The 12,431-nt window shown below is 70.4% G+C and carries 8 protein-coding genes and 1 pseudogene; 3 read left to right on the top strand and 6 right to left on the bottom strand.

All coding sequences use genetic code 11. The annotated features are described in order from the left end of the window. The first annotated feature begins 43 nt into the window (after window positions 1-43). Window positions 44-1,630: a Na+/H+ antiporter gene (locus ACZ56V_RS25965; protein WP_356363045.1), complete on the top strand. Its 1,587-nt coding sequence runs from the start codon at window positions 44-46 to the stop codon at window positions 1,628-1,630. A 24-nt stretch (window positions 1,631-1,654) separates the two neighbouring features. Here ACZ56V_RS25965 and ACZ56V_RS25960 read toward each other — a convergent pair whose 3' ends face one another. After that, complete coding sequence (locus tag ACZ56V_RS25960; protein ID WP_356363043.1) at window positions 1,655-2,803, bottom strand: mechanosensitive ion channel family protein; 1,149 nt, start codon at window positions 2,801-2,803, stop codon at window positions 1,655-1,657. A 105-nt stretch (window positions 2,804-2,908) separates the two neighbouring features. Between ACZ56V_RS25960 and ACZ56V_RS25955 the strand changes: the two genes are divergently transcribed. Further along, on the top strand, window positions 2,909-3,499 hold the full coding sequence (locus ACZ56V_RS25955; RefSeq protein WP_398912732.1) for a dienelactone hydrolase family protein: 591 nt from the start codon (window positions 2,909-2,911) through the stop codon (window positions 3,497-3,499). Here ACZ56V_RS25955 and ACZ56V_RS25950 read toward each other — a convergent pair. The 4 genes and pseudogenes from ACZ56V_RS25950 to ACZ56V_RS25935 all read right to left on the bottom strand — a co-directional run. Next, window positions 3,487-5,175: pseudogene (locus ACZ56V_RS25950) on the bottom strand (alkaline phosphatase D family protein); the annotation flags it as partial. The gene ACZ56V_RS25955 and the pseudogene ACZ56V_RS25950 sit on opposite strands and share 13 nt — an antisense overlap. 83 nt (window positions 5,176-5,258) lie before the next feature. Next, window positions 5,259-6,059, bottom strand: a complete 801-nt coding sequence (locus ACZ56V_RS25945; protein ID WP_467383018.1) for a DsbA family protein — start codon at window positions 6,057-6,059, stop codon at window positions 5,259-5,261. A gap of 96 nt (window positions 6,060-6,155) precedes the next feature. Beyond that, entirely contained in the window at window positions 6,156-6,866 is a 711-nt protein-coding gene (locus ACZ56V_RS25940; RefSeq protein WP_398912726.1) for a hypothetical protein, read from the bottom strand. 80 nt (window positions 6,867-6,946) lie between these two features. Next, the gene (locus ACZ56V_RS25935) at window positions 6,947-8,287 is read right to left on the bottom strand and encodes a DUF2252 domain-containing protein (RefSeq protein ID WP_398912724.1); all 1,341 of its coding nucleotides are present in this window, start codon (window positions 8,285-8,287) and stop codon (window positions 6,947-6,949) included. Window positions 8,288-8,489: 202 nt separating this feature from the next. Here ACZ56V_RS25935 and dnaE point away from each other — a divergent pair, with 202 nt between their 5' ends. Further along, entirely contained in the window at window positions 8,490-12,029 is a 3,540-nt protein-coding gene (gene dnaE / locus ACZ56V_RS25930) for a DNA polymerase III subunit alpha (RefSeq protein ID WP_398912722.1), read from the top strand. A gap of 83 nt (window positions 12,030-12,112) precedes the next feature. On the opposite strand, the gene ACZ56V_RS25925 is transcribed toward dnaE, so the two are convergent. Then, window positions 12,113-12,280: a hypothetical protein gene (locus ACZ56V_RS25925; RefSeq protein ID WP_052841490.1), complete on the bottom strand. Its 168-nt coding sequence runs from the start codon at window positions 12,278-12,280 to the stop codon at window positions 12,113-12,115. Window positions 12,281-12,431: the final 151 nt, after the last annotated feature.

Raw genomic sequence — 12,431 nt, 5'->3', positions numbered from 1 at the left:
AATGCCCAGACCACAGCCCCTAGACCCCACCGGAGCGGTGACCGTGGATCAGCTGGCCCTGTTGTTCATGCTGTTGCTCGGGGCCCTGCTGAGCGTCCCGATCGGTGCCCGGCTCGGGCTGCCGGCGCCGGTGCTGATGACGCTCCTCGGGATCGTCCTGGCCCTGCTCGACTTCGTGCCCAACGTCGACATCCCGCCCGAACTGATCCTGCCCGGGCTGCTGCCGCCGCTGCTGTACGCCGCCGTACGGCGCACCTCCTGGCGGCAGTTCGCGGCCAACAAACGCCCGATCTTCCTGCTGGCCGTCGCGCTGGTCCTCGTCACCATGGTCTGCGTGGCCTCCGTGGCCCACGCGATCGTGCCGGGGCTGCCGCTCGCCGCCGCCTTCGCACTGGGCGCGCTGGTGGCGCCGCCCGACCCGGTCGCCGCGACCGCCGTCGCCGGACAACTGGGGCTGCCGCGCCGCCTGGTGTCCATCCTGGAGGGCGAGGGCCTCTTCAACGACGTGACGGCCATCGTCCTGTACCACGTGGCCATCGCCGCCGCGGTCGGTGGTTCCTTCTCGCCGTGGCGGGCCGGATTCGACCTCGTGCTGTCCGCCGTCGTCGCCGTCGCGATCGGACTCGCCCTGGGCTGGGGCTCCAACAAGCTCATGAGTGTGCTCGGCGACCCGACGCTGCAGATCGGGCTGACCCTGCTGGTGCCGTTCGTGAGCTACGTCGCCGCCGACGAACTGCACGGATCGGGCGTGCTCGCCGTGCTCACCACCGCCATGTTCCTCGCCGAGTACGCCTCCGACGCCGACGACGTGATGACCCGGCTCGGCGGGCACACCGTCTGGGACGTGGTCGACACCCTGGTCACCGGGGTGGCCTTCGGACTGATCGGACTGGAGCTGCACAACGCCGTCCGCACCGCCTCCGGCCGGTGGACGGAACTGCTCGGCTGGGCGGGGGCCATCCTGGTCGTGGTCGTCCTGGTCCGGCTGCTGTGGCTGCTGCCGGCCACCTGGCTGACCCAGCGGCTGCACGCCCGGCGCGACCAGGACGAGGACATCCCGACCAGCTGGCGGGAGACGGTGGTCATGTGGTGGGCGGGGATGCGGGGCGTGGCCTCGGTCGCGCTGGCCCTGGCGATCCCGCTGGAGACGGACGACGGAGCGCCCTTCCCGCACCGGGAGGAGATCGTCTTCATCGCGTTCGGGGTGATCATGGGCACGCTGCTGCTGCAGGGACTGACCCTGCCCTGGCTGGTGGGCCGGCTCGGGGTGCGGGCGGACACCGAGCGGGAGCAGGAGTTCGAGCGGGACCTGGCGCTGCGGGCGGCCCGGGCGGCCAAGCAGCGGCTCAAGGAGATCGAGTCGGTGGAGGAACTGCCGGAGGAGCTGTCCGAGCAGATGCTGCGGCGCGCCTTCGACATCGGCATACGCATCAGCCCGGACCTCGGCGACGAGGAGCGGAGGGAGGCGCAGGAGCAGCGGGCGCGGCGGATCAAACGGGTCCGGCGGATCCAGGGCGAGATGCTCAGCGCCGCCCGGCACGAGGTGCTGGCCGCCCGCAGCGAGCCCGGCGCCGACCCGGAGATCGTCGACCGGGTCCTGCGCCACCTCGACGTACGCAGCCTGCGCTGACCCGCGGGCGCGCCCCCGCGCCGGTCACCGGCTCTTCGTCGGCCGTTCCGTGAAGTGGCGGGAGCCCGCCCCGGACGGACGCCGGGCGTCCGCGTCATGGGAGCGGCGGGCGTGCGGGAGGCCGTCGCGGGACGGGCGCGGGGCCGCGTCCGCCGTGTTGACCCGCGGCAGCGCGTGGGGGTGCTCGTCGGCCAGCCAGCGGATCATCCCCTCGCGGACCGCGACCCGCACCGTCCAGATGTCGTCCGCGTCCTTCGCCGTCACCAGGGCCCGCACCTCCATGGTGGTCGGGGTGGTGTCCGTGACGGTCAGGTTGTAGCTGCGCCCGTCCCAGGCCGGGCACTCGCGCAGCAGGTCGCGCAGCCGCTCCCGCATCGCGTCGAGCGGCGCCGAGTGGTCGAGGTGCCAGAACACGGTCCCGGTCATCTGCGGGGTGCCGCGCGACCAGTTCTCGAACGGCTTCGAGGTGAAGTACGACACCGGCATCGTGATCCGGCGCTCGTCCCAGGTGCGCACGGTCAGGTACGTCAGCGTGATCTCCTCGACGGTGCCCCACTCGCCGTCCACCACGACCGTGTCGCCCATGCGCACCATGTCGCCGAAGGCGATCTGGAACCCGGCGAACAGGTTGCCCAGCGTGGACTGGGCCGCCACACCGGCGACGATGCCGATGATGCCGGCCGAGGCCAGCAGCGAGGCGCCCGCGGCGCGCATCGCCGGGAACGTCAGCAGCATCGACGACACGGCGACCACGCCGACGATCGCCGTGACCACCCGCATGATCAACGACACCTGGGTCCGCACCCGGCGCACCCGGGCCGGGTCCCGCTCGGCATGGGCGTGCGCGTAGCGGGAGTAGGACGTCTCGACGACCGCCGCGGCGATCCGGACCACCAGCCAGGCCACCGAGCCGATCAGCGCCAGTGTCAGCGTCCGCCCGACCCCGGTCCGGTGCTCGGGGAACACCGCGGCCTCGACGTACGACCCTCTCAGCAGGCCCGCGCACAGCGCGATCTGGTAGGGCACGCGGGCACGCCGCAGCAGCCCCCACAGTGGTGTCTCGGGGTGGCGTCCGTCGGCCTTGCGCAGCAACAGGTCGGTGGCCCAGCCGATGACCAGGGTCAGCAGGACCGAGCCGCCGACCACGATCAGCGGGCGGAGTATCGTCTCCATCCCTCGAACGTAACCGGCCGCAGGGCGTCGTGAACCTGAGACCTCTGTCGTGTGCGGGGTATCACCGCGCGCGACCCCGTCACACCCGGCTGGCACCATGGCCTCATGAACATCGTGCTCTTTCACTCGACCCTCGGCCCGAGGCCCGCGGTGCGGCAGGCCGCCGACCGGCTGCGCGAAGCCGGGCACCAGGTGTGGACCCCGGACCTCTACGAGGGCCGGACGTTCGACTCGGTCGAGGAGGGCATGGCCCATCAGGACGGGATCGGCCGGGAGGAGCTCCTGAAGCGGGCCGTGCTGGCCGCCGCGCCCTACTCGGAGCGGGGGCTGGTGTACGCCGGGTTCTCGCTCGGCGCCTCCATCGCCCAGACCCTCGCCCTCGGCGACCACCGGGCGCGCGGGCTGCTGCTCCTGCACGGCACCTCGGACCTCGCGCCCAACGCCTCGGTCGACGAGCTGCCGGTCCAGCTGCACGTGGCCGAGCCGGACCCCTTCGAGACGGACGACTGGCTGAGCGCCTGGTACCTCCAGATGGGCCGGATCGGTGCCGACGTCGAGGTGCACAGGTATCCCGGGGCCGGTCACCTCTACACCGACCCGGAGCTGCCCGACTACGACGCCGAGGCGGCCGAGGCCACCTGGCGGGTGGCGCTCGGCTTCCTCGAGTCCCTCCGGGAGGCGCAGACCGGGGTGTAGACGCGCTCGACCCGCTGCGTGCCGCTGCGTGTGCGGTAGGAGCGGGTCCAGGCGGAGGTGGCCGCCGCGTCGCTGCGGTCGGAGACGACGTAGTAGTCCATCTGTGCCCGGTCCGCGGTGATGTCCAGGACGCCGTAGCCGTGCCGGTCGGTGTCGACCCAGTGGACGTGCCGGTTCGCGGCCCGGATCACCGGCGCCGCGACCGCCGAGACGGTGCCCTCGGGGACCTTCACCATGTCGTCGAGGTTGTCCGAGGTCACCGACGTGACCACGAACTCGGTGGCCGCCGAGGCGGACAGCGGATACGTCCCGGCGTGGTACGGCACGTCGTTGGCCCACGCCATGTGGATGTCGCCGGTCAGGAACACGGTGTTGCGGATCGCGTGCGCGCGCAGGTGGGCCAGCAGCTCGCGGCGGTCGTCGGTGTAGCCGTCCCACTGGTCGGTGTTGAGGGTGATGCCCTCCTTCGGCAGCCCGAGCAGTTCGGCGAGCGGCCCGAGCAGCGAGGCGGGGAGCGAGCCGATCGCGAACGGCGAGATCATCACCGGGTTGCCGACCAGCCGCCAGGTGGCGTCGGAAGACGCGAGCCGGGCCTTGAGCCAGTCGAGCTGGGCGCGGCCGGTGAGGGTGCGGTCCGGGTCGTCGACCTCGCCGTCGCCGAGCGCCACCTGCTGTGAACGGAAGGAGCGCAGGTCGAGCAGCGAGAGGTCGACGAGCCTGCCGAAGCGCAGCCGCCGGTAGGTGGTGCCGGTGATCGCCGGGCGCACCGGCATCCACTCGAAGTAGGCCCGTTTGGCGGCACTCTGCCGCTCCGACCAGCTCCCCTCGGCGCCCTCGGTGTGGTTCTCGGCGCCGCCCGACCAGGCGTCGTCGGCGAACTCGTGGTCGTCCCAGATCGCCACCACCGGCGCCGTGGCGTGCAGGGCCTGGAGGTCGGGGTCGGTCTTGTAGCGGCCGTGGCGGATCCGGTAGTCGGCGAGGGTGAGGATCTCGTGGGCCGGTGCGTGCGGGCGCACGACGGAGTCGCGGGTGCCGTACTCGCCGGTGCCGTACTCGTAGATGTAGTCGCCCAGGTGCAGCCAGGCGTCCAGGTCGCCGCGGGCGGCGAGATGGCGGTACGAGGAGAAGTACCCCGCCTCCCAGTTGGCGCAGGACACCACGCCGAAGCGCAGGCCGGTGACGGCCGCGTCGTGCGCGGGGGCGGTGCGGGTGCGGGCGACGGGGGAGTCGGTGGGACCCGCGGAGAAGCGGAACCAGTAGTCCGTGGCGGGCGCGAGGCCGCGGACGTCCGCCTTCACGGTGTGGTCGGAGGCGGCCGTCGCGGTGACGGAGCCCTTGGCGACCACGTTGGTGAGGGCCTTGTCCCGGGCGACGACCCAGCCCACCTCGGTGTCCGGACCGGCACCGGAGCCGGGTACGGCCTCGGGCGCCGGGGTCACCCGGGTCCACAGCAGGACGCCGTCGGGCAGGGGATCGCCGGAGGCGACGCCGTGCAGGAAGGCGGGGGCCGCGTCGGCCGCGCCGGCGGGCAGCGCCGCCGCGAGCGGGGCGGCCAGGACCGCACCGGCCGCCGCGGCCTTGACGACCGTACGGCGGCTCGGGGTACGGAGGTTCCCGGCGGTCTCGGCGGTCTCGGGGGCGTCGTCGTGCGGGGAGGCTCTGTGTCGGCTGGTCACGGCCGATCAGGTTACTGGCCGGTACACGCGCGAGTGGGCGAACTCCCGAAAGTTCGCCCACTCGTCAGACGACGATCACCGGGTCACTTGGTGACGCCCGCGTCCTTCAGCGCCTTCTGCCACGCGTCGGGCGTGCTCGGGGTCTCGATCACCTTGTCGTTGATCTTGATGGTCGGGGTCGACTGGACGCCCTCGGCCTTGTCGAAGGACTTGCTCATCCGCATCGCCCAGGCGTCGTAGGTGCCCTTCTCCACGGCGTCCTGGAACTTCTTGTTGTTCTTCAGGGCGTCGACCGTGTTCGCCACCTTGATCAGGTAGTCGTCCTTGGCGAACTCGTCGGAGGACTCCTCCGGGTGGTACTTGGTGGAGTACAGCGCGGTCTTGTAGTCGACGAACGCCTCGGGGCTGACGTTCAGCGCGGCGCCGAGCGCGCTCAGCGCGTTCTTCGAGCCCTCGCCGCCCAGGTTGCCGTCGAGGAAGGTGCCGATGGTGAAGGACAGCTTGTAGTCGCCGTCCTCCATGCCCTTGTTGACGGTCTCGCCGATGCTCTGCTCCATGGCCGCGCAGCCCGGGCAGCGCGGGTCCTCGTAGAGGTGGATGAGGTTGTCGGACTTGGACTCGCCCATGACGACGGTGGTGCCGTCCTTGCCGGAGGTGTTGGCCGGGGCCACCACCTTCGCCTCGGCGGCCTTGTCCCAGCCGCTCGGCTTGTTGCCCTGCACGACGGCGTAGCTGATGCCGCCGGCTATCGCCAGCACGCCGACGATGGAGGCGGCCACGATGACCTGCCGCCTGACCTTGTCGCGCTTGGCCTGACGCTCGCGCTCCTGGCGCAGGCGCTCACGGGCCGCCGTCTTCGCCGCCTGGCTGTTCCGCTTGCTCATGATGGTGATCTCTCCGGGGACGCGCACACGGGGTGTGCGGAAGTACGTATGGGGGACTGCCGTGCTCGGTGCTGCTCGTGCGGCCCGGGTGCCGGGTCACACGAGGGCGGTCACCGGGTCCGGCGGTCCGCGACGTCCCAGGGAGTGCGTGAGGATCCGCTCGCGGGCGCCTGCGGTGCGGCGGGCCGGGGGAGCCGGGCGGCGCACCGCAGGAGTCCGGCGTACGCCCACGGCCGCGACGGCGAGCAGCAGCGGCCGGAAGGTGGTCGCGGCCACCGCGCCGAGCAGCTGGGCCAGCGCCCGCTCGCCGCGCCGCAGCCAGGCCGCCGCGAGCAGCCCGACCCCGACGTGCGCGGCAAGCAGCAGCCAGGCGGTGCCGGGAGCGGCCTGCGCCAGCACCGACGCCATCCGGTCGCTCTCGGCCCCGGTCACCCGGGTCAGCGGCGCGGTCACCCCGGCGTGGACGCCGGTCCCGTCGCCGCACAGCACGTCGAAGCCGACCGAGCGCAGCGGGCCCGCGACCGGGCCGCCCGCCCGGCCGTAGCAGACGTGCTGGCCGGTGGTGAAGACCGTGTCGGCGGCCAGCTCCAGCGGGATCAGCAGGGCGGCGATCCGCCCGAAGCCGCGCTCGCGCCGCCCGGCCAGGGCGTACGCGATCAGGAACACCGCGGCGGCGACCGCTGCCACCGTGGGCAGCGGCAGCGGAACTCCGGACAGCAGCACGTGCGACGCGGTGCTGAGGGTCACGGCGAGTGCCGTGAACAGCGCCGCGCGTACGGCTCTGAGCGGGGTTCCGGATATGTCCATAGCAGTAGAAGAGTGTGTCACGGGGTCCGGTAAGGGACCCCTAAAGGGTTCCTGTGAGCGTACCGACGGAGGGCGGCCCGCTACAGGCCCGGGATCCGGCCGTTGCGGAACAGGTCGACGAAGGTCTGGTGGTCGGCACGCGCGCGTGCGCCGTAGCGGTGCGCGAAGTCGACCAGCAGGGGCGCGAAGCCCTCCTCGTCGGCCGCGATCGCCGCGTCGATGGCCCGCTCGGTGGAGAACGGCACCAGGGACTCCCCGGACTGGTCGTCGGCCGCCGCGTGCATGGTCGCGGTGGCCCGGCCCAGGTCGGCGACGACCTCGGCGATCTCCTCCGGGTCGTCGATGTCACCCCAGTCCAGGTCGACGGCGTACGGCGAGACCTCGGCGACCAGCTGGCCGGCGCCGTCCAGCTCGGTCCAGCCCAGCCACGGGTCGGCGTGCGCCTGGAGGGCGCGCTGGGAGATCACCGTGCGGTGGCCCTCGTGCTGGAAGTAGTCCCGGATGGCCTGGTCGGTGATGTGCCGGGAGACGGCCGGGGTCTGGGCCTGCTTGATGTAGATCACGACGTCGTTCTCCAGGGCGTCGCTGTTGCCCTCCAGCAGGATGTTGTACGAGGGCAGGCCGGCCGAGCCGATGCCGATGCCCCGGCGGCCGACGACGTCCTTCACGCGGTAGGAGTCCGGGCGCGCCAGGGAGGACTCGGGGAGCGTCTCCAGGTAGCCGTCGAAGGCCGCGAGCACCTTGTAGCGCGTGGCGGCGTCCAGCTCGATGGAACCGCCGCCGGGGGCGAAGCGGCGCTCGAAGTCACGGATCTCGGTCATCGAGTCCAGCAGCCCGAAGCGGGTCAGCGAGCGGGCCACCCGCAGCGCGCCCAGCAGCGGGCCCTCCGCGGTGTCCAGCGTGAAGGGCGGCACCTCGTCGCTCTTGGCCCCGGTGGCCAGGGCGTGGATCCGCTCGCGGTACGCGCCCGCGTACACCCGCACCAGCTCGGTGATCTGCTCGTCACTGAGCGCCTTCGCGTACCCGATCAGCGCGACGGAGGCGGCGAAGCGCTTGAGGTCCCAGGTGAAGGGGCCGACGTAGGCCTCGTCGAAGTCGTTGACGTTGAAGATCAGCCGGCCGGTGGAGTCCATGTACGTGCCGAAGTTCTCCGCGTGGAGGTCGCCGTGGATCCACACCCGGGAGGTCCGCTCGTCCAGGTAGGCGCCGCCGGGCTGATCACCGAACTCCGGATCCTCGGTCAAATCACGGTAAAAGAGACCGGCGGTGCCGCGGTAGAACGCGAAGGCGGAGGCGGCCATCTTGCGGAACTTCACGCGGAACGCCGCGGGATCCGCAGCCAGCAGCTGGCCGAAGGCGGCGTCGAAGACGGCGAGGATCTCCTCGCCGCGGTGCTCCTCGTTGAGCTGCGGGACCGACATGCCTGGTGCCTCCTGGTGCGGGTGGTGCCTGACGAGTGGAGCGGATCTCCACTCGGGCCAACGTTCGAAAGGGTGCGGGAGTGCCCGCCCCAGAAGGTACGCGTGGTAGCCCTCGGAGTGTCAGTGGCGAGGCATAGACTTCGACGCTGACCCCCCGGATCGACCGCCGTCAGTCGTCCCCAGTTTTCCCAGGAGGCCGCACGTGTCCAAGCCGCCGTTCACGCACCTGCACGTCCACACCCAGTACTCGCTGCTGGACGGTGCCGCGCGGCTCAAGGACATGTTCAACGCCTGCAACGAGATGGGCATGACGCACATCGCCATGTCCGACCACGGCAACCTGCACGGGGCCTACGACTTCTTCCACTCCGCGAAGAAGGCCGGAGTCACCCCGATCATCGGGATCGAGGCGTACGTCGCCCCCGAGTCCCGGCGCAACAAACGCAAGATCCAGTGGGGCCAGCCGCACCAGAAGCGGGACGACGTGTCCGGTTCGGGTGGTTACACCCACAAGACCATGTGGGCGACGAACAGCACCGGCCTGCACAACCTCTTCCGCCTCTCCTCCGACGCGTACGCCGAGGGCTGGCTGCAGAAGTGGCCCCGGATGGACAAGGAGACCATCAGCCAGTGGTCCGAGGGCATCGTCGCCTCCACCGGCTGCCCCTCCGGCGAGGTGCAGACCCGGCTGCGCCTCGGCCACTTCGACGAGGCCCTCAAGGCCGCCGCCGACTACCAGGACATCTTCGGCAAGGACCGCTACTTCCTGGAGCTGATGGACCACGGCATCGAGATCGAGCACCGGGTCCGCGACGGACTCCTCGAGATCGGCAAGAAGCTCGGCATCCCGCCGCTGGTCACCAACGACTCGCACTACACCTACGCGCACGAGGCGACCGCCCACGACGCCCTGCTGTGCATCCAGACCGGCAAGAACCTCTCCGACCCGGACCGCTTCCGCTTCGACGGCACCGGCTACTACCTGAAGTCCACGGACGAGATGTACGCCATCGACTCCTCGGACGCCTGGCAGGAGGGCTGCGCCAACACGCTCCTGGTCGCGGAGATGGTCGACACCACCGGCATGTTCGAGAAGCGCGACCTCATGCCGAAGTTCGACATCCCCGAGGGCTACACCGAGATCACCTGGTTCCAGGAGGAGGTCCGCCGCGGCATGGAGCGCCGCTTCCCCGGCGGCGTCCCCGAGGACCGCCAGAAGCAGGCCGAGTACGAGATGGACGTCATCATCCAGATGGGGTTCCCGGGCTACTTCCTCGTGGTCGCCGACTTCATCATGTGGGCCAAGAACCAGGGCATCGCGGTCGGCCCCGGCCGGGGTTCCGCGGCCGGTTCGATCGTGGCGTACGCGATGGGCATCACCGACCTCGACCCGATCCCGCACGGCCTGATCTTCGAGCGGTTCCTCAACCCCGAGCGCGTCTCCATGCCCGACGTCGACATCGACTTCGACGAGCGCAGGCGCGTCGAGGTGATCAGGTACGTGACCGAGAAGTACGGCGCCGACAAGGTCGCCATGATCGGCACGTACGGCAAGATCAAGGCGAAGAACGCCATCAAGGACTCCGCGCGCGTCCTCGGTTACCCGTACGCGATGGGCGACCGGCTCACCAAGGCCATGCCCGCCGACGTCCTCGGCAAGGGCATCGACCTCAACGGCATCACGGACCCGACGCACCCGCGCTACAGCGAGGCCGGCGAGATCCGCTCGATGTACGAGAACGAGCCGGACGTGAAGAAGGTCATCGACACCGCCAAGGGCGTCGAGGGCCTGGTCCGGCAGATGGGCGTGCACGCGGCCGGCGTGATCATGTCCAGCGAGCCGATCGTCGACCACGCCCCGATCTGGGTGCGGCACACCGACGGCGTGACCATCACGCAGTGGGACTACCCGCAGTGCGAGTCGCTCGGCCTGCTGAAGATGGACTTCCTCGGCCTGCGCAACCTCACGATCATGGACGACGCCGTCAAGATGGTGAAGTCCAACAAGGGCATCGACCTCGACCTGCTGTCGCTGCCGCTGGACGACCCCAAGACCTTCGAACTGCTCCAGCGCGGCGACACGCTCGGCGTCTTCCAGTTCGACGGCGGTCCGATGCGCTCCCTGCTGCGCCTGATGAAGCCCGACAACTTCGAGGACATCTCCGCCGTCTCCGCGCTCTACCGTCCCGGCCCCATGGGCATGGACTCGCACACCAACTACGCGCTGCGCAAGAACGGCCTCCAGGAGATCACGCCGATCCACAAGGAGCTGGAGGAGCCCCTGCAGGAGGTCCTCGCGGTCACCTACGGCCTGATCGTCTACCAGGAGCAGGTGCAGAAGGCCGCCCAGATCATCGCGGGCTACTCGCTCGGCGAGGCCGACATCCTGCGCCGCGTGATGGGCAAGAAGAAGCCCGACGAACTGGCGAAGAACTTCGTCCTCTTCCAGGCCGGAGCCAGGAAGAACGGCTACAGCGACGAGGCCATCCAGGCCCTGTGGGACGTGCTGGTCCCCTTCGCCGGCTACGCCTTCAACAAGGCGCACTCGGCCGCCTACGGCCTGGTCTCCTACTGGACCGGCTACCTCAAGGCGAACTACCCGGCCGAGTACATGGCCGCCCTGCTCACCTCGGTCAAGGACGACAAGGACAAGTCGGCCGTCTACCTGAACGAGTGCCGGCGCATGGGCATCAAGGTGCTGCCGCCCAACGTCAACGAGTCCATGTCGAACTTCGCCGCGCAGGGCGACGACGTGATCCTCTTCGGCCTCTCCGCCGTGCGCAACGTCGGCACCAACGTGGTCGAGTCGATCATCAAGTGCCGCAAGGCCAAGGGGAAGTACGCGTCCTTCCCCGACTACCTGGACAAGGTGGAGGCGGTGGTCTGCAACAAGCGGACGACGGAGTCGCTGATCAAGGCCGGCGCCTTCGACGAGATGGGGCACACCCGCAAGGGCCTCACCGCGCAGTACGAACCGATGATCGACAACGTGGTCGCGGTCAAGCGCAAGGAGGCCGAGGGGCAGTTCGACCTCTTCGGCGGCATGGGCGACGAGCAGAACGACGAGCCCGGCTTCGGACTCGACGTGGTCTTCGGCGAGGACGAGTGGGACAAGACCTACCTCCTCGCCCAGGAGCGGGAGATGCTCGGCCTCTACGTCTCCGACCACCCGCTCTTCGGCCTGGAGCACGTGCTGTCCGACAAGGCCGACGCCGGCATCTCCCAGCTCACCGGCGGGGACTTCGGCGACGGCGCGGTCGTCACCATCGGCGGCATCATCTCCGGCCTCCAGCGCAAGATGACCAAGCAGGGCAACGCCTGGGCCATCGCCACCGTCGAGGACCTCGCCGGTTCGCTGGAGTGCATGTTCTTCCCGGCGACGTACCAGCTGGTGTCCACGCAACTGGTCGAGGACGCCGTGGTGTTCGTCAAGGGACGCCTCGACAAGCGGGAGGACGTGCCCCGGCTGGTCGCGATGGAGCTGATGGTTCCCGACCTGTCCAACGCGGGCACCAACGCGCCCGTCGTCCTCACCATCCCGGCGACCCGGATCACCCCGCCGATGGTCAGCAGGCTCGGGGAGATCCTCACCCACCACCGGGGCGACAGCGAGGTGCGGATCAAGCTCCAGGGGCCCACGAAGACGACGGTGCTGCGCCTGGACCGGCACCGGGTGAAGCCCGATCCGGCGCTGTTCGGCGACCTGAAGGTGCTGCTCGGGCCGTCCTGCCTGGCGGGCTGAGCGGGGAACGAGCGAGGGGCGCCTCCCGGTAGCCGGGTGCGCCCCTCCTCGTGCGGGGGCCGCGACGGCCCGTACCGCGGATGTCAGTTGTGGCCGAAGCGCTTCTGCCGCTTGCGGGAGGCCGCGTCGCCGGGGGTCGTCAGCTGCGGGGAGTGCTGCTCCTCGCGGTCCAGCACGGCCGACTCGGCGGCCTGCGGGGAACGCTCGGCCTGGGGCTGCTTACGATCACGGTTGTTCTTGTTCTTGGCCATGGTGATCTACCTCCTGAGGGGGATCTGGGGGCCAGGTCCTGCACCAGATTCACATAGCCCAACAAAGAACGCATATCGGGCAATTACCGTCCGTGACGCGGCTCGCCGGGGCACGGGGCGCCGAAACGCCACGCCGAAGATCGAGTTCGGG

This window comes from Streptomyces sp. NPDC034099 (assembly GCF_055575415.1).
The sequence above is the reverse complement of the archived record's forward strand: the minus strand, read 5'-3'. Positions and strand labels throughout refer to the sequence as shown.